At 68.1% G+C, this 23,196-nt stretch carries 20 protein-coding genes; 16 read left to right on the plus strand and 4 right to left on the minus strand.

Annotated elements, in window-relative coordinates; translation table 11 throughout:
- Positions 1-287: 287 nt before the first annotated feature.
- Entirely contained in the window at positions 288-917 is a 630-nt protein-coding gene (locus CCR84_RS16025) for a LysR substrate-binding domain-containing protein (RefSeq protein ID WP_201214591.1), read from the plus strand.
- A 131-nt stretch (positions 918-1,048) separates the two neighbouring features.
- On the opposite strand, the gene asd is transcribed toward CCR84_RS16025, so the two are convergent.
- Complete coding sequence (gene asd / locus CCR84_RS16030; RefSeq protein ID WP_201214594.1) at positions 1,049-1,900, minus strand: archaetidylserine decarboxylase; 852 nt, start codon at positions 1,898-1,900, stop codon at positions 1,049-1,051.
- Between the two features lie 154 nt (positions 1,901-2,054).
- Here asd and CCR84_RS16035 point away from each other — a divergent pair, with 154 nt between their 5' ends.
- Positions 2,055-2,729: a ceramidase domain-containing protein gene (locus tag CCR84_RS16035; protein ID WP_207186311.1), complete on the plus strand. Its 675-nt coding sequence runs from the start codon at positions 2,055-2,057 to the stop codon at positions 2,727-2,729.
- A gap of 855 nt (positions 2,730-3,584) precedes the next feature.
- On the opposite strand, the gene CCR84_RS16040 is transcribed toward CCR84_RS16035, so the two are convergent.
- The gene (locus tag CCR84_RS16040; RefSeq protein WP_201214606.1) at positions 3,585-4,484 is read right to left on the minus strand and encodes a LysR family transcriptional regulator; all 900 of its coding nucleotides are present in this window, start codon (positions 4,482-4,484) and stop codon (positions 3,585-3,587) included.
- Positions 4,485-4,639: 155 nt separating this feature from the next.
- Here CCR84_RS16040 and CCR84_RS16045 point away from each other — a divergent pair, with 155 nt between their 5' ends.
- From CCR84_RS16045 to tilS, 11 genes are all read left to right on the plus strand, one after another.
- Positions 4,640-5,239, plus strand: a complete 600-nt coding sequence (locus CCR84_RS16045; protein ID WP_201214608.1) for an FMN-dependent NADH-azoreductase — start codon at positions 4,640-4,642, stop codon at positions 5,237-5,239.
- Positions 5,240-5,309: 70 nt separating this feature from the next.
- Positions 5,310-6,188 carry a pirin family protein gene (locus tag CCR84_RS16050; protein ID WP_201214611.1) on the plus strand — a complete coding sequence of 293 codons (879 nt, stop codon included), beginning with the start codon at positions 5,310-5,312 and terminating at the stop codon, positions 6,186-6,188.
- A 173-nt stretch (positions 6,189-6,361) separates the two neighbouring features.
- A complete protein-coding gene (locus CCR84_RS16055) occupies positions 6,362-6,592 on the plus strand; it encodes a hypothetical protein (protein ID WP_201214614.1) in 231 nt (76 codons plus the stop codon).
- Positions 6,593-6,729: 137 nt separating this feature from the next.
- On the plus strand, positions 6,730-7,362 hold the full coding sequence (locus CCR84_RS16060; RefSeq protein ID WP_201214616.1) for an MBL fold metallo-hydrolase: 633 nt from the start codon (positions 6,730-6,732) through the stop codon (positions 7,360-7,362).
- The gene (locus tag CCR84_RS16065) at positions 7,355-7,789 is read left to right on the plus strand and encodes a DUF123 domain-containing protein (protein WP_201214618.1); all 435 of its coding nucleotides are present in this window, start codon (positions 7,355-7,357) and stop codon (positions 7,787-7,789) included. The genes CCR84_RS16060 and CCR84_RS16065 overlap by 8 nt, the downstream gene beginning before the upstream one ends.
- The gene (locus CCR84_RS16070; RefSeq protein WP_201214619.1) at positions 7,786-8,403 is read left to right on the plus strand and encodes a DNA-3-methyladenine glycosylase 2 family protein; all 618 of its coding nucleotides are present in this window, start codon (positions 7,786-7,788) and stop codon (positions 8,401-8,403) included. Before CCR84_RS16065 ends, CCR84_RS16070 begins: the two co-directional genes overlap by 4 nt.
- 242 nt (positions 8,404-8,645) lie before the next feature.
- Positions 8,646-11,609, plus strand: coding sequence for a chemotaxis protein CheB (locus tag CCR84_RS16075; RefSeq protein ID WP_201214622.1), 2,964 nt, complete (start codon positions 8,646-8,648; stop codon positions 11,607-11,609).
- Entirely contained in the window at positions 11,587-13,245 is a 1,659-nt protein-coding gene (locus tag CCR84_RS16080; RefSeq protein ID WP_201214625.1) for a PAS domain-containing sensor histidine kinase, read from the plus strand. The genes CCR84_RS16075 and CCR84_RS16080 overlap by 23 nt, the downstream gene beginning before the upstream one ends.
- Positions 13,246-13,253: 8 nt before the next feature.
- Positions 13,254-14,816, plus strand: a complete 1,563-nt coding sequence (locus tag CCR84_RS16085; protein ID WP_201214628.1) for a hybrid sensor histidine kinase/response regulator — start codon at positions 13,254-13,256, stop codon at positions 14,814-14,816.
- Positions 14,813-15,781 (plus strand): acetyl-CoA carboxylase carboxyltransferase subunit alpha, encoded by a 969-nt coding sequence (locus CCR84_RS16090; protein WP_201214631.1) that lies wholly within the window; start codon positions 14,813-14,815, stop codon positions 15,779-15,781. The genes CCR84_RS16085 and CCR84_RS16090 overlap by 4 nt, the downstream gene beginning before the upstream one ends.
- Positions 15,782-15,785: 4 nt before the next feature.
- Positions 15,786-17,192, plus strand: a complete 1,407-nt coding sequence (tilS, locus tag CCR84_RS16095) for a tRNA lysidine(34) synthetase TilS (protein ID WP_201214649.1) — start codon at positions 15,786-15,788, stop codon at positions 17,190-17,192.
- A gap of 107 nt (positions 17,193-17,299) precedes the next feature.
- Here the strand turns inward: tilS and CCR84_RS16100 are convergent, their stop codons facing one another.
- Both CCR84_RS16100 and CCR84_RS16105 read right to left on the minus strand, forming a co-directional pair.
- A complete protein-coding gene (locus CCR84_RS16100) occupies positions 17,300-17,905 on the minus strand; it encodes a response regulator transcription factor (RefSeq protein WP_201214652.1) in 606 nt (201 codons plus the stop codon).
- A complete protein-coding gene (locus CCR84_RS16105; protein ID WP_201214655.1) occupies positions 17,902-19,908 on the minus strand; it encodes a sensor histidine kinase in 2,007 nt (668 codons plus the stop codon). The genes CCR84_RS16100 and CCR84_RS16105 overlap by 4 nt, the downstream gene beginning before the upstream one ends.
- Positions 19,909-20,080: 172 nt before the next feature.
- Between CCR84_RS16105 and CCR84_RS16110 the strand changes: the two genes are divergently transcribed.
- The 3 genes from CCR84_RS16110 (at position 20,081) to CCR84_RS16120 (ending at position 23,172) form a co-directional block, all read left to right on the plus strand.
- Positions 20,081-21,085, plus strand: a complete 1,005-nt coding sequence (locus tag CCR84_RS16110) for a TRAP transporter substrate-binding protein (RefSeq protein ID WP_201214658.1) — start codon at positions 20,081-20,083, stop codon at positions 21,083-21,085.
- A gap of 66 nt (positions 21,086-21,151) precedes the next feature.
- Positions 21,152-21,892, plus strand: coding sequence for a TRAP transporter small permease (locus CCR84_RS16115; protein WP_201214661.1), 741 nt, complete (start codon positions 21,152-21,154; stop codon positions 21,890-21,892).
- A complete protein-coding gene (locus CCR84_RS16120; RefSeq protein ID WP_201214663.1) occupies positions 21,889-23,172 on the plus strand; it encodes a TRAP transporter large permease in 1,284 nt (427 codons plus the stop codon). The genes CCR84_RS16115 and CCR84_RS16120 overlap by 4 nt, the downstream gene beginning before the upstream one ends.
- Positions 23,173-23,196: the final 24 nt, after the last annotated feature.

Consider the following 23,196-nt stretch of genomic DNA (forward strand, 5'->3'; position numbering starts at 1 on the left):
TTTTCCCATGACGCTCACCACAGTCGCTCTTTACGACCGCAGCTCAGGGTGGTTTGGCATCTCCGCCTGATCGGCGACACCGAGGGGCCCGCCCTCATCACTGGTACAGCATGACTTCGCGGACGTTTGCCGCTACGTCTTCTTGGCACACCGACAACTATCTTGACTCAGGGGGCTTCCTTATTTCTTGATCGCATAAGCTTAGCGAGCACGGACGCTTCCTGCTGCCGCGGGCGGAGGAACTGCTCGCCCAGGCGCAACAACTGGAGGACAGCTACGCCGCCGGCGTGCCCAGCCGTCTGCGCATCGCCGCCAGCCTGACCATCGGCAATTTCGTGCTGCCGGGGCTCCTCGGCGAGCTGATGCGCGCCAATCCCGACGACCGTTACGAGGTGCTGATCGGCAACTCGCGCCGGGTCGTCGAGCACCTGCTCGACGGACTCGCCGACATCGGCTTGATCGAGGCGCCGCTCACGCACCGGCAACTGGTCAGCGAACGCTGGCTGCGCGACGAACTGGTCGTCTTCGCGCGCGCCGACCATCCGCTGCTGGCGCGCCCGTTCAGCCTGTCCGAACTGGCGGCGACGCCGTGGGTGATGCGCGAGGCCGGCTCGGGCGTGCGCCAGATGCTCGAATCCCTGCTGCTGCCGCATCTCGGGTGGATGAACCTGCTGCTCGAACTCGGCAGCGGCGGGGCGGTGGGCGAGGCGGTCCGGCTCGGGCTCGGCATCTCCTGCGCCTCGCGTCGCTCGATCGAACGGGAACTCGCGCGCGGCGAGTTCGCCGTCATCCCGCTGCCGGAAATCCCGATGGAACGGCGCTTCTACATCGCCTGGCACGCCGAGAAGCGCCTCACCACCGGTGCCGAAAAACTGCGCGCCGCATGCCGGCGGCGGCTGGAGGAAGAGGGCGGCTGAGCCATCCCGCGCCGTTCAGTTCGCGCCGGGCCTGTCCTTCGCGCTCGCGGCGGCGCTGTCGCTGGCGGCGATCGTGGTCTTCCGGATGTCCGTGCCGGCGCTGCCACCGCCGCGCGGCTGAGCGCTGCGGCTCAGTCCGCGGCCCGGGTCCCCATCGCTTCGCCCATGCGCACGCCGCGCGTCGGCGCCCAGTCGGCGCGGAACTTCAGCGTGTCCTTCGGGAAGAGCAGGACCACGGTCGAGCCGAGCAGGAAGCGGCCCATTTCCTCGCCCTTCTGCAGCACGATCTGCCGGTCGTCGTACTTCCATTCGCGCAGCGTCCCCGGACGTTGCGGGTTCACGACGCCGTGCCACACCGTCGCCATGCTACCGACGATGGTGGCGCCGACGAGCGTCAGCACGAACGGGCCGCGCTCGCCCTCGAACACGCAGACGACGCGCTCGTTCCGCGCGAACAGGCCGGGGACGCCGCGCGCGGTGGTCGGGTTCACCGAGAACAGGTCGCCGGGGACGTGGATCATGCGCGTGAGCCTGCCGGCGCACGGCATGTGGATGCGGTGATAGTCCTTGGGCGAGAGGTAGATGGTCGCGAACTCGCCGTTCTCGAACTGCGCTGCGAGTTCGGCATCGCCGCCGACCAGCGCGCGCGTGCTGTAGCTGTGGCCCTTGGCCTGGATGATCTGGTCGCCGGCGATCGGTCCGAGCTGCGAGATGGCGCCGTCCACCGGGCAGACGTAGTCGGCGTCGGCGAGCGGGCGCACACCCGGGCGCAGGGCGCGCGTGAAGAAGTCGTTGAAGCAGGCGTAGGCAGCGAAATCCGGGTTGGCGGCCTCGCTCATGTCGATGCCGTAGCGCGCGGCGAACCAGGGGATGAAGGCGCGCGTCCAGGCTTGCGAGCGCCAGTTGGCGGTGCGCCCGGCGAGGCGGGTCAGCGCCAGTTTCGGTAACAGGTATTGCGGCAGCACGGCCAGACGGTCGGACATCGGGACTCCAGGAGGGCAGCGCCGGCGAGGCGGATCCGCATTTTCTCATTATTGCGCTGCAAAATGTGTGCTGCGCAGCCCTTCGCCAAGCACCGCGACTTTCCCGAAGCTGTGTAAGATATGCCGATCGACTCGCCAGGACGGGCTCGTGATCATGAACGCGATCGACCTCTACTGCGAACGCAGCGCCATCGGTTTCTGGGCAGAGCCGGTCAACGCGCTGAGCAACCTGTCCTTCCTCTGCGCGGGACTGGCGCTGCTCGTGCTGCTGCGCCGGCGTGGTGAAGGGGCCGGCGGTCCGCCCGTCAGCGTCGCGGCGATCCTCCTCACCGCGCTGGTCTTCGCCATCGGCGTCGCCAGCTTCCTCTTCCATACCTTCTCCACCCGGCTGACCATGCTCGCCGACGTGGGGTCGATCTTCGTCTACGAACTCGCCTTCGTCGCACTCTACGCGCGGCGGGTGGCGGGTTTCGGCAGCGCCACGGTGGGCTCGCTGCTGCTCGCCTTCCTGTTGCTCAGCTTCGCGTTCGTGGCATTGCCGCGCGAGTGGCTGAACGGATCGCTGGGCTACGTCCCCGCGCTGCTCTTCATCGCGGCCTTCGCCGTGCATCACCGCGCGCAGCGCCGGCGCGAGCCGCTGATCCTGCATCTCTCCGCCTTCGTCCTGCTGCTGGCGCTGCTCTTCCGCACGCTCGATGCGCCGCTGTGCCCGTACTGGCCGATCGGCACGCATTTCCTCTGGCACCTGCTCGACGGTCTCCTGCTCTACCTGACGACGCGTGCCTACGTGCTGAACGAAGCACCGGCACGCTCCAGCCCTCCAAATTAGCTACCAGCCCCGGGTACTGGATCGCCACGCCCTGCGGGCTCGCGATGAAGGTTACGGTCTCAGGCCCTCTCCATGCGCGCCTCGCACTGCCGTCATTGCGAGGCGCGCAGCGCCGTGGCAATCCAGTTCGTTCTTCCATCTCCTCGCCCTGCACGATGCGAGACCTACGCACTGGATCGCCACGCCCTGCGGGCTCGCGATGACGGTTACGCTCTCGGCCCCTCTCCATGCGCTCCTGGCTCCGCCGTCATTGCGAGGCGCGTAGCGCCGTGGCAATCCAGTTCGTTCTTCCATTCAGCCCTACTCACTGGATCGCCACGCCCTGCGGGCTCGCGATGACGGTTACGCTCTCGGCCCCTCTCCATGCGCTCCTGGCTCCGCCGTCATTGCGAGGCGCGCAGCGCCGTGGCAATCCAGTTCGTTCTTCCATTCAGCCCTACGCACTGGATCGCCACGCCCTGCGGGCTCGCGATGACGGTTACGTTCTCGGCCCCTCTCCATGCGCTCCTGGCTCCGCCGTCATTGCGAGGCGCGTAGCGCCGTGGCAATCCAGTTCGTTCTTCCGTCTCCTCGCCCTGCACGATGCGAGACCTACTCACTGGATCGCCACGCCCTGCGGGCTCGCGATGACGGTTACGCTCTCGGCCCCTCTCCATGCGCTCCTGGCTCCGCCGTCATTGCGAGGCGCGCAGCGCCGTGGCAATCCAGTTCGTTCTTCCGTCTCCTCGCCCTTGGCCGCCATCCACGCGCGACCCGATGCGAGAGCTATACACTGGATCACCACGCCCTGCGGGTTCGCGATGACGTGCTGAAGTTCCGGCCGGGACCTTGGCGCCGGCCCTTCGCGGTTTCACCTCAAGTCTTGGCCAGCGCCGCGCGCAGCATCTCGATGAAGGCAAGCGTGCGCGCGGGCAGCAGGCTTCTGCCCGGCGTGACGCACCAGATGGTGATCGCCGGCAGCCGCCACTCGGGCAGGACGCGCACCAGCAGTCCCTGTTCGAGCCATTTGCCGACGAAGCGGTCGGTCAGCGCGACGATTCCCATGCCGTGGGCGGCGAGCTCGCGCTGCAGGCCCGGCGAGTTGGCGGCCAGCGGCCCGTCGGGCATGCCTTCCCACTGCGCCGATCCGTTGGTAAGGCGCCAGGGCAGGGCTTCGCCGCCGGCGCTGATCAGGCGCAGCCCGACGTGCGCGAGCAGGTCCTCGGGGCGCTCGGGCTGCCCGTAGCGCGCGAGATAGGCCGGGCTCGCGTAGAGCCCGTTGTGCAGCTCCGCCAGCTTGCGCGCCACCAGCGTGCTGTCGTCGGGCAGGCGGCTGGCCATGCGCAGGGCGACGTCGAAGCGCTCGGCGACGAGGTCGACGCGCCTTGGCGAGAGATCGAGTTCCAGCCGCACCTCGGGGTAGCTGGCGGCGAATTCGATCAGGAAGGGCGCCAGGTCGAGCTCGATGAAGTCGGGCGGCAGCGATGCGCGCAGCACGCCGCGCGGGATTCCCTGCCGGTGCTGCGCCAGCGCCGACGCCGCCTCGGTTTCCTCCTGCAGCCGGCGCGCGTGTTCGAGGATGCGCTCGCCGAAGTCGGTGAGCGCCAGCCGGCGCGTGCTGCGCGTCAGCAGTCGCTCCCCCAGGCGCGCCTCGAGCGCGCTGATCCGCCGCGAGACGGTCGATTTGGGCAGCCCGCTGCGTTCGGCGGCGCGCGCGAAGCTGCCGGCGGCGATCACACGGGCGAAGAGGATCAGGTCGTTGGCGTCGAGTGACATGGCTTTACGTTCCATAATTGGAACAATGATACCCGTTATGGCGTCTTCTCGTTCATTGATGGCATCAATACAATGTGAATCACGGTCGTGACGGATCCCGGACTTGCCTCCACCTGCGACTTTCCACTTACATCTTGCTTCGAGGAGAAGACACCATGAACATCCTGCAACTCAACACCAGCGTCCGCGCCGCCGCCTCCAACTCGACGCGCGTCGCCAACGCCATCACCGCGCGCCTGCAGGCGAAGAACCCGGCTGCCGTCGTCACCGTTCGCGATCTGTCGAGCAACCCGGCACCGCTGCTCGACGAAGCGGCGGTCGGCGCGCTCTTCACCCCGGACGACCAGCGCACGCCAGAACAGGCCGCGCGTGTCGCGCTCGGCGAAGCGCTGATCGCGCAGGTGCAGGCGACCGACGTGATCGTCATCGGCGTGCCGATGTACAACTTCGGCATCCCGGCGCAGCTGAAGTCGTGGATCGACGGCATCGCCCGTGCCGGTGTCACCTTCCGCTACACCGAGAACGGTCCCGAAGGCCTGATCAAGGGCAAGAAGGTCTATGTCGCGCTGGCGCGCGGCGGCCTCTACCGCGACACGCCGGCCGACACGCAGGTGCCCTACCTGAAGACCGTCCTCGGCTTCCTCGGCATGACCGATGTCGAGTTCATCTACGCCGAAGGCCTGGCGATGGGCGCCGAGGCGGCCGAGAAGGCGTTTGCCGACGCCGATGTGCGCATTGCCGAACTGATCGGCTGATCGGTTGCAGCGGGCGGCATTGCCGCCCGCCACCTTCTCGCGTCCATCTTCATCCCCGCAGGAGTCCGCCATGAGCCTCTCGCCTTCCGCAGTGCAATCCAGAGCCGTCGAGCGCATCGTCCATGGTATCGCCACCTCCGATGGCGCCGGCGTCCGCCTGACGCGCGTCCTGACCCAGGACCTGCAGCGTAGGCTCGACCCCTTCCTGATGCTCGATGCGTTCCGCAACGAGCATGCCGACGACTACATCGGCGGTTTTCCCGACCATCCTCACCGCGGTTTCGAGACGGTGACCTACATGATCGCCGGGCGCATGCGGCACCACGACAGCGCCGGCAACGAGGGACTGCTCGGTCCGGGAGGTGCGCAGTGGATGAGCGCCGGCAGCGGGCTGATCCATTCCGAGCTGCCCGAGCAGGAAGAGGGGCTGATGGAAGGCTTCCAGCTCTGGATCAACCTGCCCGCTGCCGAGAAGATGAGCGCGCCCTGGTATCGCGACATCCCGCCGGCGGCGATTCCCGAGTTCTCCGCCGACGGCGGCGTGCGCGTGCGCGTCATCGCCGGCGAGAGCCATGGGGTGGCCGGCGCCGTCCAGCGCCCACACAGCGAGCCGCTCTACCTCGACGTGCATCTGCCCGCCGGTAGCCGTTTCGTGCAGCCGATCGCGGCCAGTCACAACGCCTTCACCTACACCTACCGCGGCAGTGTCACCATCGCCGGCCGGACGCTGTCCGACCGGCAGATGGCGATCCTCGCCAACGACGGTGCCGCAGGCGTCTGCATCGAGGCGCAGCAGGATGCGCGCGTGCTGATCGTCGCCGGACGGCCGCTGGGCGAGCCGATCGTCCAGTACGGCCCGTTCGTGATGAACACGAGCGAGCAGATCCATGCCGCCATCCGCGACTACGAGGCGGGCAAGTTCGCAGCCGCCACGGTGCAGTCGCGCTAGCTGCCCGGTGGCGGCATCCGTCATCTTTCCGCGATGAATGGTCTATCCTGAATGGAAGCGTCGGCGCCTCGCCGGTGCCGACGCCGCGTTGCGAGGAGGGCGGATCGCGACCTCGATCCGCCGTCCTTGGCGAGCAGACCGGATGAGCGCTTGCCGTACCAGGAGGGCGGACGATGAAGGAGAGGCTGAGCTATCGTGGCTGCACGGCCAGGGTGCAATTCGATCCCCATGACCATATCCTCGTCGGTCACGTGCTGCACATCGACGAGCCGATCACCTTCCACGCCGAATCGCTGGCCGAGTTCACCGCGGCCTTCCACGAGGCCATCGACGATTACCTCGCTGCGACGCGCGATGGCGGGGCAAGACCTGAGAACACCTCCCTGCGGCGCCCGGGCTACTGAGCCGGACGCGCTGCGCGCCGGGCGTTCGGCTGCACATGCCGGCCGCCGTTTGCGGCGCTTCGGGACGAGCGACCGCGGTCGTGTTTCCGCGGCAATTGTCGGTACAATGCAGCGCAGTTTTCTTCTCCCGAGCTGCCATGTACTATCGAATCGTTCCCGTCACCCCGTTTGAACAGAACTGCACCCTGCTCGTCTGCAAGGAGACCCTGCGCGCGGCAGTGGTCGACCCCGGCGGCGACATCGACCGCATCCTCGCCGCGGTGGCGCGTGAGGGGGCGACGCTGGAGAAGATCCTTGTCACGCATGGCCACATCGACCACGCCGGCGGCGTCGCCGCGCTCGCCGAGCAGTTGTCGCTACCGGTCGAGGGGCCGCAGCGCGAGGATCAGTTCTGGATCGACGGCATGCCGCAGCAGAGCCGCATGTACGGCTTCCCCGACGTGCGCAGCTTCACGCCCGACCGCTGGCTGGAGAACGGCGATGTCGTCAGCTTCGGCAAGGTCGTGCTCGAAGTGCTGCATTGCCCCGGGCACACGCCGGGGCACGTCGTCTACTTCCACCGGCCGTCGAAGCTGGCGCTGGTCGGCGACGTCATATTCGCCGGTTCGATCGGCCGCACCGATTTCCCGCGCGGCGATTTCGACACCTTGATCACGTCGATCCGCAGCCGCCTGTGGCCGCTCGGCGACGACGTCGAGTTCATCCCGGGACACGGTCCCATGTCGACCTTCGGCCGCGAGCGGCGCAGCAACCCCTTCTGCGGTGACTGAGGCGGCCGACTGCGCAGCGCCCGCGCCTTTCCGCACCTACCAGCTCATCTTCGACCTGCCGGTGGCCAGGCGCGTCAGCGTCGGCCGCTTCGGCTGCTTCGACTTTCCCGCCGGCCGCTACTGCTACACCGGCAGCGCGAAGCGCGCCTTCGAGGCGCGCATCCGCCGCCACCTGGCCAAGGAAAAACGCCTGCGCTGGCACATCGACTACCTGCTCGCGGCGCCGCGCGTACGCATGGTCGAGGTGCGGCGTCTGACCGAGCCCGAGTGCGAGGTCAATCGGCAGACTCCAGGCGAGATCGTCGTCGCCGGTTTCGGTGCCAGCGACTGCCACGCCGACTGCGGCAGTCATCTCAAGCGCATCGGCGACGCGGCGCCGCGCCGGCCGCGCCGACGCCAGGCCGACGCGGCGGGAGAAGCCGCGTGATTCCCGGCTGGTGGCGGCAGGCCTCGCAGGAACTGGCGGCGGCCGACCCGGTGCTGGCGATGCTGGTCGAGCGCTACGCCGACACGGCGCTCGCCTCGCGCGGCGACCCGTTCGCGACGCTGGCGCGCTCGATCGTCGGCCAGCAGATCTCGGTGCCGGCCGCCGACAGCGTCTGGCGGAAGCTGGCCTATGCGGTGCCGGAATTCGTTCCCGAAGCGCTGCTGGCGACCGACCCGGTGACGCTGCGCGGGGCCGGGCTGTCGGCGCGCAAGGTCGAGTACCTCGTCGATCTGGCCGGCCATTTCGTCAGCGGCGCGCTCGCGGTCGAGCGCTGGTCGGCGATGAGCGACGCCGAGGTGATCGCCGAACTGACCGCGGTGCGCGGCATCGGCGTGTGGACCGCCGAGATGTTCCTGATCTTCAATTTGCTGCGCCCGGACGTGCTGCCGCTCGACGACATCGGCCTGCAGCGCGCGGTGGCGCTGCATTACGCCGGCGGCGAGCGGCCGTCGCGCCGTGCGCTCGCCGCGCAGGGCGAGCGCTGGCGGCCGTGGCGCTCGGTGGCGACCTGGTACCTCTGGCGCAGCCTCGACCCGGTCCCGGTCGCTTACTGAGCGCGTCCGGCGCGGGCTCGGGGGCGATGTCCTGCCCCCTGCGCTGGTCTTGCTCCACGGCCGTCTTCCGAATATGATTTTTGCTTATGCCGTGGACGGCACCGCGCCGCTGTGACAACCCCGCCGGGTCGGTGCTGCAGTAAAATCATGCAAGTGCCGTTGGTCGCGGCGCATTTTTTTATCGAGAGGCTGCCCATGATCGGCCTGCAGGCCAAGGCCCGAGCGCAGGGCTGGAACTGTTCATGAAAAGCAGATCTGCGGACGGCGCCCACGAGAGCGGCGCGCAGCGGGGCGGCTTCGACGGGTATCTGGTGTGCATCGGTGCTTCGGCCGGCGGGCTCGACGCGCTGGAGCGCTTCTTCAAGGCGTGCCCGAGCAATACGGGCGCGGCCATCGTCGTCATCCAGCACCTGTCGCCCGACCACAAGAGCATCATGAACAACCTGCTCGCGCGGCATACCGAGATGCCCGTGATCATGGTCGAGGACGAGATGCCGATCGAGGCCAATCACGTCTATCTGATCCCGCCGGGGGCGATCATGCGTGTCAGCCAGGGCCACCTGCACCTGACGCCGAAGAACCCGCGCGGCCTGACCTTGCCGATCGACATCTTCTTCGCCTCGCTGGCCGAGGTCTATGGTCCGCGCGCGGTCGCCGTGATCCTCTCCGGCACCGGCACCGACGGCACGCGTGGCGCCGGGGCGGTCAATTCGAGCGGCGGCTTCGTCATGGTGCAGGATCCGGAGAGCGCCAAGTTCGACGGCATGCCGCGCAGTGCGATCGCCACCGGCATCTTCGACGCGATCCTCGCGCCCGAGGACATGCCGGCGCGGCTGGTCGCGCACATCCACAAGCTGCCGGTGGCAAAGCCGGTCAGTGAGGTGCGCATCGTTCCGCACGCGAAGATGAACTCTGCCGAGGTGCTGGCGGCGATCCAGCAGTTGCTCAACCACGCCAGCGGCATCGATTTCAGCGACTACAAGCCGGCCACCGTGTTGCGCCGCATCGAGCGGCGCATGCAGGTGCAGCACACGCCGGAAATGCACCAGTACCTCGATCTTCTGGAAAACGAGCGCAACGAGTTGCTCACCCTGCGCCGCGACATGCTGATTTCGGTGACCAGCTTCTTCCGCGACCCGGACACTTTCGAACTTCTGTTCGAGAAGGTCATCTCGCCGATGGTCGCCGAGGCACCCACCGGAACGACCCTGCGCGTCTGGAGTGCCGGCGTTGCCACCGGCGAGGAGGCGTATTCGCTGGCGATGCTGTTCATCGAGGCCTGCGAGCGCCACCGCCGCTGGCCCAACCTGAAGGTGTTTGCGACCGACGTCGACCAGGCCTGCATCGAGACCGCCGGCATCGGCCAGTATCCCGAATCGACCGCCGCCGAATTGTCGCCGGAGCGGCTGGAGCGCTTCTTCGTCAAGAAGGGCAACTACTTCGTCGTCAAGAACGAACTGCGGCAGTGCATCGTCTTCGCGCGCCACAACCTGCTCTCCGACCCGCCCTTCACCAAGATGGACCTGGTGGTTTGTCGCAATACGTTGATTTATTTCAAGTCCGGCGCGCAGGAACGTGCACTGCGCTCGCTGCAGTACGCGGTGCGCGAGGGCGGAGCGCTGCTGCTCGGCCCGAGCGAGTCGCTGGCCTCGGTCAGCGACGGCTTGCAGATCGTCAGCGCCAAGCACAAGCTGTTCCGCCGCACCGGTGCGAGTTCGCTGCCGCTGCTCGACCGGCGCGGGAGCACGACGCGCCCGCTGTCGGCACCGGTCGCGCTGGCCTGTGGCAGCGGCCGCCGCCTCGCTGCCGAGCGCAACAACATCGCCGACATCGGCATCGCCGCCTTGCTCGCGCGCTATGCGCCGGCGGCGGTGGTGGTCAACGCCGCGCACGAGGTGGTGCATCTGTACGGCGAGGTGAGCAGCTACTTCCAGCCGCGCGAGGGGGTCGCCAGCCTCGAACTGAACCGGCTCCTGCCCGACAACCTGGTGCCGGTGGCCTCGGCGCTGCTCTACAAGGTGGCGCGCGACGAGTGCGAGCTCGTCTCCGACACGATCGAGGTGAAACTCGCCAACGGCGAGCGCCGCCATGTCCGCCTGGCGGCGCAGCCGCTCAGGCACGACGGCGAACGCCTGAGCCTGCTCTGCTTCGAGGGCGCCCCAGGCAAGGGCGGGGCGACGCCGGAACCGGTCGATGTCGACGCCGAGACCGTCGCCCGCATCTCGGTGCTCGAACGCGAACTCGCGGCGACGCGCGAGAGCCTGCAGGCGACGATCGAGGAACTCGAAACCTCGAACGAGGAGTTGCAGGCGACCAACGAGGAGCTGATGGCGTCGAACGAGGAACTGCAGAGCTCGAACGAGGAACTGCAGTCGGTGAACGAGGAAATGAGCACGGTCAATGCCGAGTTCCAGGAGAAGATGCAGATCCTGAACCGCATCAACGCCGACATCGACAGCATGGCCAAGGCCTCCGGCGTCGCCACCGTGTTCGTCAACTCGGACATGCTGATCACCCGCTTCAGCCCCGACGCGATGCAGATCTTCAAGCTGCGCGAGTCGGACATCGGCCGGCGCCTCGACGACATCACCCACCTGCTCGATTACCCGGGGCTGGTCGGCGACCTCGAGCGGACCCTGCAGACCGAGCGCATGATCGAGCGCGAGGTGAAGACACTGAGCGGCAAGAACGTCTATATGGCGCGCATCCTGCCCTACGCGATCCCCTCGACCACGCTGCGTGGCGCGGTCGCCACCTTCATCGACATCTCGGCCTTCCACGACGCGCTGCGCCTGCAGACGATCATCGACGCGCTGCCCGAGCACATCGCCGTGCTCGACCCGGCCGGCAGGATCGTCCTCGTCAACCTCGCCTGGCGCCGCTTTGCGCAGGCCAACGGCGACCCTGACCTGCGCAAGTCGGGGATCGGCGTCAATTATCTCGACGCCTGCAGCAATGTCAGGGCCGGCACCGCCCCCGACTTCGCCAATGCGACCGCAGCGGCGCAAGGCGTGCGCGGCGTCCTCGACGGCACGCTGCCGAGCTTCTCCCTGCAGTATCCCTGCCATTCCCCGCTCGAGCAGCGCTGGTTCGTGATGAACGTGGCGCCGGTGCGCAGCAGCGAAGAGTTCGGCGCCGTAGTCAGCCACGTCAACATCTCCAGCTGGTTCCGCGGGATCGCCGATGAAGACGCCGCACGCCGTTAATATCGACGAGTTGCGCCAGCGCGCCGAACGCGCGGTGCGCGCGGCCAGGGACGAGGTGTCTGCGTTCGCCGGCGACGACGCGCAGCACCTGCTCGAGGAGTTGCGCGTCTACCAGGCCGAACTGGAGATCCAGAACCACGAGCTGGTCGCCAGCCAGGAGCAGCTGTCGCTGGCGCTCGACAAGTACCGTTCGCTGTTCGTCAACCTGCCGCTGCCGGCGCTGCTGGTCGATCATCAGGGCTTCATCGTCGAGGCCAACCGCGCCGCGCAGGACTTCCTCAAGCTGCGCGGCAGCAGTCTGCAGCAGCGCTACTCGATCGCCCAGTTCCTGCTCGGTGGCGAGCGTTTCCGCCTGATCGAAGCGCTGCGCGACCGGCTGCAGCGTGAGCCGATCGTCATCCAGCGCGCGCTGATCAAGGGCGCGACCGGCGCGCTGCCCTGCGACATCCAGATCATCCACCTGCAGCAGGAGGCGGCGCCATCGGCGCATTCGCTGCTGCTCCTGGTCGACAAGTCGCTCGAACTCGCCTTGAGCGAGCAGGCCGTCGAGCTCAAGCGGGCCACGCAGGCGGCCGAGACCGCCAACGCCGCCAAGGGCGCTTTCCTCGCCAACATGAGCCACGAGGTGCGCACGCCGATGAACGCGGTCGTCGGCCTCTCCAGCGTGTTGCTCGAGTCGGCGCTGAGTGCGCAGCAGAGGGACTTCGTCGGCAAGATCCACCGCGCCGGCGAGACGCTGCTCGAACTGCTCAACGACATCCTCGACTTCGCGAAGCTCGAGTCCGGTTACCTGCGCATCGAGGCGGTGCCCCTGCGCATCGCCGACCTGGTCGCCAAGTCGATGGCGCTGTTCGGCCTGCAGGCCGAGTTGAAGCAGCTCACGCTCTCCTGCGAACTGGCGCCGGGCTTGCCGCCGGTCGTGCTCGGCGACCCGCTGCGGCTGCTGCAGGTGCTCAACAACCTGCTCGGCAACGCGGTGAAATTCACCGAGCAGGGCAGTGTCTTCGTGCGCGTCGATCTTGCCGACGACGGCGGGTGCTGCGGCGGCGAAGAGGTCCGGCTCAGGTTTTCGGTGAGCGACACGGGCATCGGTCTGTCGCCCGAGCAGTGCGCGGGACTGTTCGCGCCTTTCCATCAGGGGGATGCGTCGATCACGCGCCGCTACGGCGGCACCGGGCTCGGTCTCAGCATCAGCAAGCGGCTGGTCGAGCTGATGGGCGGTGAGATCTCGGTCGACAGCACGCCGGGGCAGGGCAGCACCTTCTCCTTCACTGCCTGCGTGCACCGGCTCGACGGCGCCGACGAACGCGCGGCCGGCGGCCTTCCCGTCCTCGCGACACCCGCGCTCCCCCCCGACCCCGCTGCCGACCCAGGATACGGCGCGGATCCCACCGCCCCGGCCGATCGCGAGCTCGATTGCGCGGCGCTTGCCTCGGCCGTGAACCGGCTCGACTCCCTGCTCGCCGGCGGCCACATCCGCGCGCGGCAGTGCGGCGCCGAGGTCGACGCACTGCTCGCGGGCTCTTCCTGGCACCACGACTGGGCACCGATCCAGCGCGCGATCGCCCATTTCGACTTCGAGCAGGCGCGCGAGCAGTTGCGCGGGTTCGTGGCCACCCGTTTGCCGCCGTGCTGAGGGTCACCATGGGCGCTTCCCCGTCTCATCTGCTGATCGTCGACGATGCGCCGGCCAACATCGAGGTGCTGATCGCCATCCTCGAGGACGATTACGGGCTGTCGGCGGCGACTTCGGGCCGCCAGGCGCTGGCCTTGCTGCAGGGCGGCCTGCGTCCCGACCTGATCCTGCTCGACGCGATGATGCCCGACATGGACGGCTACGAGCTGTGCGCCGCGCTCGGGCGCGACGCCGAGACGAGTGGAATTCCGGTGATCTTCGTCACTGCCAAGACCGACGGCGACAGCGAGACACGCGCACTGGCCGGCGGCGCCGTCGATTTCATCCACAAGCCGGTCAATCCGGCGGTGGTGCGCGCGCGCGTCGCGCTGCAACTCGAGCTGGCGCGCTACCGCCACGATCTGGAGGCGCAGGTGCTGGCGCGCACGCGCGAGCTGGCGGCAGCGCGCGACCAGGCCGAAAGCGCCAATCGCGCGAAGTCCGCTTTCCTCGCCAGCGTCAGCCACGAGCTGCGCACGCCGATGAACCACATCATCGGCTACACGCACCTGCTGGCGCGCGAGGTCCATGACGCGCACGGCCGCGAACTGCTGGAGAAGACGGCCGAGGCGTCCACCAAGCTCCTGCGCCTGATCAACGACGTCATCGATTTCGCCGGCAGCGAGGGTGGCCGCATCGGGATCGAAAGCGTCGATTTCGACCTGATCACGCTGCTCGACCACGCCGAGGGTGAAATCCGCAACCTGGCGGCAGGCAAGGGCATCCAGATCCAGCGTTACCTGGACCCGGCGCTGCCGCGGGGCTGGCGCGGCGACCCGGTGCGGCTCGAGCAGATCCTGCGCCAGTTGCTCGACAACGCGGTCAAGTTCTCCGCTGGCGGGCGCATCGCGCTGCGCGTCCTGCAAGTCGCGCGGCAGCGCCGGCAGGCGACGCTGCGCTTCGAGGTCGAGGACCAGGGCTGCGGCATTGCTCCCGAACTGCAGGCGCGGCTGTTCGCGCGCTTCAGCCAGGGCGATTCCTCGACGCGGCGCGCCAACGACGGCATCGGCCTCGGTCTGGCGCTGGCCAAGCGCCTGCTCGACCTGATGGGCGGCGAGATCGGCCTCGACAGCACCCCGGGGCGTGGGCAGCACCTTCTGGTTCAGCGTGCCGCTGCCGCTTTCTCGGGCCGCCTCTGTCCCGCAGGCGGCGCAGAGGTCCAGCACCGCGGCAAGCACGGCCGCCAGGCGTGCGCTCGATTGGGCAGCGGTCGGCGCGGCGGTCAGCGAGCTGGCGCCGCTCCTGGCGGCGAACGATTTCGCGGTCGAGTCGCGCTGGCGCGAACAGCGCGGCCTGCTGGCGCCGCTCCTCGGCGAGCGCATGTCCGAGTTGCAGCAGGCGATCGAGGCCTTCGAGCACGAGCTGGCGCTCGACCTGCTGCTGCAGTCGGTCGTCGCCTGCCCGGAACTGGCGGCCTTCGCCCCAGCTTCCCCGATCGGCTGAGCGGCGGCCCGCCCGCAGCGGGAGAAAGGGTGGACCAGGATTCTGGGTTAAAATGTGCGCCCTCTTGCCGATCGGGCCGCGCCAGATGAAGACCACTTTCCTCGATTTCGAACAGTCCCTTGCCGAACTGGAAGGCAAGATCGAAGAGCTGCGCTCCGTCCAGGACGATGCCGAGCTCGACATCTCCGAAGAGATCGCGCGTCTGGAGAAGAAGAGCCAGTCGCTGACCCGGGACATCTACGCCAAGCTCACGCCCTGGCAGATCTCGCAGGTCGCGCGGCACCCGCAACGTCCGTATACGCTCGACTACATCGGCCGCCTGTTCACCGATTTCAACGAACTGCACGGCGACCGTGCCTTTGCCGACGACCACGCGATCGTCGGTGGGCTGGCGCGTTTCAACGGCCAGCCGGTGATGGTGATCGGCCACCAGAAGGGCCGCGACACCAAGGAAAAGATCCTGCGCAACTTCGGCATGCCGCGTCCCGAGGGCTACCGCAAGGCGCTGCGCCTGATGAAGCTCGCCGAGAAGTTCGCGATCCCCGTGTTCACCTTCATCGACACCCCGGGCGCCTATCCCGGCATCGATGCCGAGGAGCGCGGCCAGTCCGAGGCGATCGGTCGCAACCTCTATGAACTGGCCGAACTGAAGACGCCGGTGATCGTCACCATCATCGGCGAGGGCGGTTCCGGCGGTGCGCTGGCGATCGCCGTCGGCGACGTCGTGCAGATGCTGCAGTACTCGACCTATTCGGTGATCTCGCCCGAGGGCTGCGCGTCGATCCTGTGGAAGAGTGCGGCGCGCGCCTCCGACGCCGCCGAGGCGATGGGAATCACCGCGGCGCGGCTGAAGTCGCTCGGGCTCGTCGACCACGTCATCGCCGAGCCGCTCGGCGGTGCGCACCGTGACCACGGCACCGCCGCGCAGAACCTGAAGCAGGCGCTGCAGGACGCGCTGGCGCGTGTTTCCGGGCTGTCGACAGAGGCCCTGCTCGACACGCGCTACCAGCGGCTGATGGCCTATGGCCGGACGAAAGAGCAGTCGCCCGGCTGAGCCCGTGCCCTCCCCGGGCCCGAGTGGCCCGGGAGACGCGGACCCGGGGACGACGGCGTCCGCCACACTGTTCAAGCACCTCACGCAGTTCCTGGCCACGCGCCTGCGCCCGGGCGATCGGCTCGGCGTCGCCTTTTCCGGCGGACGCGATTCGCTGGTCCTGCTCGACGCCCTGCATTGCCTGGCGCGCGGCCAGACTGCTGCAGGCGAGCTGCCACGCTTCGTCCTTTCCGCCGTGCACGTCAACCACGGGCTGAGCGCCAACGCCGCTGACTGGGCGCGCTTCTGCGCGGCGTTCTGCGCCGAACGCGAGCTGCCGCTCGAGATCGTCGAACTCGGTCCGATCGACGCCGCCGGCGAAGGCCTGGAAGCGGCGGCGCGCCGCCTGCGTTACGCGGCCTTCGCGCGCTGCCGGACCGACTGGCTGGCGCTGGCGCATCATCGCGACGACCAGGCGGAGACGCTGCTCATGCGCCTGCTGCGCGGGAGCGGTGTCGCCGGTGCCGCCGGCATCCCGGTCGAGCGCGCGCTCGCCGCGCAGGCGCCCGGCGCGCCACGGCTGATCCGCCCCCTGCTCGACCTGCCGCGTGCGCTGCTCACCGACTACGCCGCGCAGCACGGGCTCGCCTGGGTCGAGGACGAGAGCAACGCCGACTGTCGTCATCGCCGCAATTTCCTGCGCCAGCGCATCCTGCCACAGCTGGCGACCGTTTTCCCCGGCGCCGACGCCGCGCTGGCACGCGCCGCCGGCCACTTCGCCGAAGCGCGCCAGCTGCTCGACGAGCTCGCGCTGATCGACCGCGAGCGACTGGCGCCGGCCGGCGGCGCGCTGCCGCTCGCCGCGTTCAACGCGCTGCCGGCGCCGCGCGCGCGCAACCTGCTGCGCCACGAACTGCAGGCCTGCGGCTTGCCGGCGCCGGATACGCGCTGGCTGGAAGAGGCGCGGCGGCAGCTGGCGTGCGCGTCTCCCGAAACCTGCGTCGAGCTGTCTGGCGCTGCGCTGCGCGTCTTTCGCGGTTTTCTGCACCTGCTGCCGGCGCGGCCCGAGCCGCCGCTGCGGCTGGCGTGGCCCGAAAGCCTCGGCACGGCGGCGACGCTCGACTGGGGCGGCGAGCCGCTCTCCATCCGCGCGGCGGTCGGCGCCGGCATCAGCCGCGCGCGCCTCCTCGCCGGCGAGGTCTGCTTCACGCGGCGGCAGGGCGGCGAGCGGCTGCAGCCCGACCCGCGCCGGCCACGGCGCAGCCTGAAGAAGCTCCTGCAGGAGCGCGGGCTGCCACCCTGGCAGCGCGAACACCTGCCGCTCCTGTGGAGCGGCGAGCAGCTCGCCTGGGTGGGCGGCGTCGGCGTCGATGCCGCCTTCGCCTGCGCCGACGGCGAGCCGGGCTTCGTGCTCGACTTCGTCCCGGCCTAGCGCGGGCCCTTCAGGTCCAATTCGGTCCTTCCGGCCTTCCCTCGGCAAGCCGCGGCGCTTGCGGGGGGAGCGTTTCCGGGGTGGCGGCGGCAGCCGCGAATCGTCGTTCAGTTTTCGTCAGCAGCGGCGAGCAGCTGCGCCAGCTCGACGGCGGTCTTGACGCCCATCTTCTCGAACAGCCGCGCGCGATGCACTTCGACCGTGCGCATGCTGATGTTCAGTTCGTCGGCGATCACCTTGTTGTACTTGCCGGCGAGGACGAGTTCCATGACCTGGCGTTCGCGCAGCGTCAGCCGCGCGAGCAGGGCCTGCTTTGACTCGCCCGACCCGGCAGCGGCGCGCCGTCGCGCGTCGACCTCGAGCGCGGCGATGATGCGGTCCACGAGTTCGTTGTCGTTGAACGGCTTTTCGACGAAGTCGAAGGCGCCCTGCTTGATCGCGGCGACGGCCATCGGCACGTCGCCATGGCCGGTGAGGAAGATCACCGGCAGGCGGTTGCCGCGCTGGCGCAGTTCCTGGAACAGTTCTGCACCGCTCATGCCGGCCATGCGGATGTCGAGCACGATGCAGCCGCCGATGTCGCTGCTCCATCTGGCGAGGAATTCTTCGGCGCTGGCACAGGCGGTGCAGGCGACGCCGCGCGAGGCGAGCAGCCAGGCGAGCGCATCGCGGATCGCTTCGTCGTCGTCGATCAGCCAGGCGCGTGCGCTCATGGCCTCTCCTCCCCGGTGATCGGCAGGGTGATGACGAAGACGCAGCCACCGGCGGGGTTCGCTTCGAGCCAGAGACGTCCGTGATGGAGTTCGACGATCGAACGGCAGATGTTGAGGCCCATGCCCATTCCTTCTGGTTTGGTCGAGAGCAGCGGCGTGAACAGCTGCTGGCGGATCTCGTCGGGAATTCCCGGTCCGCGATCGCTGACCGAAAGCTGCCATTGTCGGTCCTGGCGGACGAGCCTGACCAGCAGGACACGGCGCTCGGCCGGCATCCCGGCCATCGCCTCGATCGCGTTGCGCATCAGGTTGAGCAGCACCTGTCCGATCATCACGCTGTCGGCGATGGCGGGCGGGCCAGCGCGTTCGATCTCGCGCAGGATGACGATCCCGTGCTTCCGGGCCAGCGGCTCGATGAAGGCGATGCTCTCCTCGACGGCCGGCGCCAGGTCGCAGGGGGACAGCTGCGGCGTGCGCTTGCGCACGAAGTCATGGACCCGGCGGATGATCTGGCCGGCGCGTTGTGCCTGCACGCCGAGCTTGGCCAGCGCCTCGCGCAGCTCGGCGGCATCGAACTTGCCCGAATCGAGCTTGTTCAGGCAGCCGGCGTTGTAGCTGGCGATGGCGGCCAGCGGCTGGTTCAGCTCGTGCGCCAGCGTCGAGGCCATCTCGCCCATGGCGACCAGACGCGAGGTCAGCTGGAGCTTCTCCTCCTGCTGGCGCGCGGTCTCCTCGGCGCGCTTGCGCGCGGTGACGTCCAGGATCGACGACATCCAGCCCGTATGCCTGCCATCGGCGTCGATCAGCGGCGCTTCATAGACCAGCGCGTCCAAGGTCTCGCCGCTCTTGCGCCGGTAGCGCAGCTCGAAGCCCTCGCGCGGCGCGCGTCCGGCGAGGACGTCGCTGTGGATCGCTTCGGTCTTTTCCCGATGTTCCGCATCCCAGTAAGGCATCGGCGGCGCGCGGCCGACCAGTTCCTCGGCAGCGAAGCCGAACATGCGGCAGAAGGCCGGATTGACGTAGGTGATGCGGCCGTCGAGGTCGCGCGCGCGCATGCCGACCGTGAGCGAATCCTCCATCGCCTTGCGGAAGGCGTGCGCCGAGCGCAGCGCCTGCTCGGCCGCGAGCCGGCGCTGGATCAGCACGCGCACCAGCCACAGGCTCGCCAGCACGGCGGCGGCGAGGATCAGGATCAGCGTCGCCAGCCAGGTCTGCGCGACGCTGCCCGCAGCGCGGTGCGCATCGAGCTGGAAGTGGAGGCCGTCACCGGGCGGATCGAAGGCCAGCCGGTAGCTGAGCTGCGGGTCGTCGGCCAGGCGCGGCGCCGTGTCGCCGGCGGCAAGCTGCGACTTGCTGGCGAGCACCTTGCCGTTGCCGTCGACGACGCGCACCAGGTACTTCTCGGCGAGCCACCACGGGGTCTGCTGCTTGAGCAGTGCGTCGAGCGAGTAGATGGCGACGAGTTCGCCGCCCGCTTTCCGGGCGCCGGCGCCTTGCGCCACGCCGTTGCCGAGCGGCAGGTGCAGTTCGAAGCGGTATTCGCCGTCCTGCACGAAGACTTCCGAATAGACGGGCCGCGCCAGCTTGCCGGCGCGTTCGCTGGCCGCCGCGGAGGCGCTGCCCGCAGCGTCCCGAGGCAGCGCGTCGACGCTGCGGCCCTCCGCATCGATCCAGCGTATCTGCCTGAGTGCCGGCGCGATGCGCAGCAGGTGCCGGGAGCGGGTGCGGAAGAGCGGCTGCGGGTCGCCGTCGAGCGCGAGGTCGAGCGCCAGTTGCTGCAGCGCCTCGGCGTTGCCGTCGAGATGGAAGCGGACGTTCTGCTCCAGCCAGAGCGCGTCGGCGATCAGCGTCGAGCGCTGCTCCTCGACTTCGTTCTGGCGCCACAGCCAGAGCAGCGCGACCAAGAGCACCAGCAGCAGCGCCAGCGCGATCTTGGGCAGGGTCAGGTACCAACTCGACCAGGCTTGCGCGGGTCGGTCCGTGACGGGGGGGCTTGTCGGCATCCTGCCGATCTTACCGAAGTTCGCGCCGGGGCGGTCTTTTGGCCTGCGGCAACGTATTGCGGATTTCCACAATAGCGGCGACCGTCGCGGAAGTTCGATACTCCGCACCCTGGTCCGTCGATGGCGACGGACTGCCTTCGTCCTGCGAGTTTTGACCGAAAAAGGAGACCCCATGAAGATTTCCGCACTGTTGCTCGGCCTGGCCGCGTGCGTGCTGTCCGCCACCGCGTCTGCCGATGCCCCGATCGTGATCAAGTTCAGCCACGTCGTCGCGGTCGATACGCCGAAGGGCCTGGCTGCCGAGTTCTTCAAGAAGCGCAGCGAGGAACTGACCAAGGGCAAGGTCAAGGTCGAGGTGTATGCCAACTCGACCCTCTACAAGGACAAGGAAGAGATGGAGGCGCTGCAGCTCGGCGCCGTGCAGATGCTGGCCCCGTCGCTGGCCAAGTTCGGCCCGCTCGGCGTCAAGGAGTTCGAGGCCTTCGACCTGCCGTTCATCTTCGACGGCTACGACGACCTGCACAAGGTGACGCAGGGCCCGGTCGGCCAGGCGATGCTGAAGAAGCTCGAGCCGAAGGGGATCCGCGGGCTGGCCTTCTGGGACAACGGCTTCAAGTCGTTCTCGGCGAACACGCCGATCAGGACGCCGGCCGACCTCAAGGGCAAGAAGATGCGCATCCAGTCGTCGAAGGTGCTGGAAGAGGAGATGCGCACGCTCGGCGCGCTGCCGCAGGTGATGGCCTTCTCCGAGGTCTACCAGGCGCTGCAGACGGGCGTCGTCGATGGCACCGAGAACCCGATCTCGAACCTGTACACGCAGAAGATGCATGAGGTGCAGAAGCACCTGACCCTGACCGACCACGGCTATCTCGGTTACGCCGTGATCGTGAACAAGAAGTTCTGGGACGGTCTGCCGGCTGACGTGCGCGGCCAGCTCGAAAAGGCGATGAAGGAGTCCACCGACTACGCCAACCGGATCGCCAAGGAGCAGAACGACAAGGACCTCGAGTCGGTGAAGAAGAGCGGCAGGACCACCGTCTATGTGCCGACCGCGGCCGAACGCCTGGCCTTCAAGAAGGCGCTGGTGCCCGTGCATCAGAAGATGGAGTCGCGCATCGGCAAGGAACTGATCGAGGCGATCTACAAGGAAACCGAGTTCGACCCGAGCAAGCTGTAAGGAGGACGGCGGTAGCCCGGGCGGACCGAGGTCCGTCCGGGCTGCCGACACTGCTGGAGAACTGGAATGAAGTGGCTCGATCATCTCGAGGAATGGATCGTCACCTTCCTCATGGCGGCGGCGACGACGATCATCTTCGTCGCCGTCGTGCATCGCTATCTGGCCGGGGTGGATATTCCCGGCGTGCAGGACTGGCTGCTCAGCCTCAACTTCAGTTGGGCGCAGGAGTTGTGCATCATCATGTTCGTCTGGATGGCGAAGTTCGGTGCCGCCTACGGCGTGCGCACCGGCATTCACGTCGGCGTCGACGTGCTGATCAACCGCCTCGACGAGCGCAAGCGGCGCGTCTTCATCGTCTTCGGCCTCCTGGCAGGGGCGCTGTTCACCGGCATCATCGCCACGCTCGGTGCGAATTTCGTCTGGGAAAACGGCGCGCATTACGCCTTCCTCACCTGGTCCGGCGCCGACCCCGGCGACGTTCCGGAAGGACCGACGACCCCCGACCTCGAATGGCCGACCTGGATCGTCTATAGCGCGATCCCGCTCGGTTCGTCGCTGATGTGCTTCCGCTTCCTGCAGGTGAACTGGAACTTCCTGCGCACCGGCGACCTGCCGCATCACGACCACGGTCACGTCGAGGGTCTGGAAGAGGAACAGGAACTGGCGCAGATGGCGGAAAAGGATGGCGCTTCGCCGGTCGACTTCAACCACTTCGCAATGCAGGACGACCTGCATCCGCGTGACCTGAAACACCCGGCGCCGGGCGGCGCAGAGCCAGACAAGCAACAAGGAGGCGAGCGTAAATGAACGCTGCAATCATTTTCGGGGTGTTGCTCGCGCTGATGCTCACCGGCATGCCGATCTCGATCTCGCTCGGCCTGACCGTCCTCACCTTCCTGTTCACGATGACGCAGGTGCCGCTGGAGTCGGTGGCGCTCAAGCTGTTCACCGGCATCGAGAAGTTCGAGATCATGGCCATCCCGTTCTTCATCCTCGCCGGCAATTTCCTCACCCACGGCGGCGTCGCGCGGCGGATGATCAACTTCGCCACGGCGATGGTCGGGCACTGGCACGGCGGGCTCGGGCTCGCCGGGGTGGTGGCGTGTGCGCTGTTCGCGGCGGTGTCCGGGTCGAGCCCGGCGACGGTGGTGGCTATCGGCGCGATCCTGCTGCCGGCGATGGTCAAGGCCGGCTTCCCCAACCGCTTCGGCGCCGGCGTCATCACCACCTCGGGCGCGCTCGGCATCCTCATCCCGCCGTCGATCGTGATGGTCATGTACTCGGTGGCGACCAACACCTCGGTCGGCGCGCTGTTCATGGCCGGCGTCATCCCGGGGCTCGCGCTGGCGGCGGTGTTGGGCGGCGTCACCTGGTACCGCGCGAAGAAGTTCGACTACCCGCGGCAGCCGAAGGCGAGCCTGGCCGAGCGGATCAAGGCCTTCCGCGATTCGGTGTGGGGGCTCCTGCTGATCGTCGTCGTCATGGGCGGCATCTACTCGGGGATGTTCACGCCGACCGAAGCTGCGGCGATGAGCGCCGTTTATGCCTTCATCGTCGCCGTCTTCATCTACAAGGACATGTCGCTGAAGGACGTGCCGAAGGTGCTGCTCAACTCGGCGAACATGTCGGCGATGCTGCTCTACATCATCACCAACGCCGTCCTCTTCTCGTTCATCATGACCAACGAGGGCATCCCGCAGGCGCTCGCCGACTGGATGATCGGCAACGGCCTCGGCGTGATCACCTTCCTGCTCGCGGTCAACGTGATCCTGCTGCTCGCCGGCAACTTCATGGAGCCGTCGTCGATCGTGCTCATCTTCGCGCCGATCCTCTTCCCGGTGGCGGTGAAGCTCGGCATCGATCCGGTGCACTTCGGCATCCTGATGGTGGTGAACATGGAAGTCGGCATGTGTCACCCGCCGGTCGGGCTCAACCTCTACGTCGCCTCGGGGATCACCCGCATGGGCATCACCGAGCTGACGGTCGCGGTCTGGCCATGGCTGCTGTCGATGCTCGGCTTCCTGGTGCTGGTCACCTACTGGCCGCCGCTGTCGACCTGGCTGCCACGGACGCTGGGGATGATGTAGCGGGGAAAGGCGCGGCGCGCAGGC

It is taken from the genome of Rhodocyclus purpureus (genome assembly GCF_016653115.1).
GTDB lineage: Bacteria > Pseudomonadota > Gammaproteobacteria > Burkholderiales > Rhodocyclaceae > Rhodocyclus > Rhodocyclus purpureus.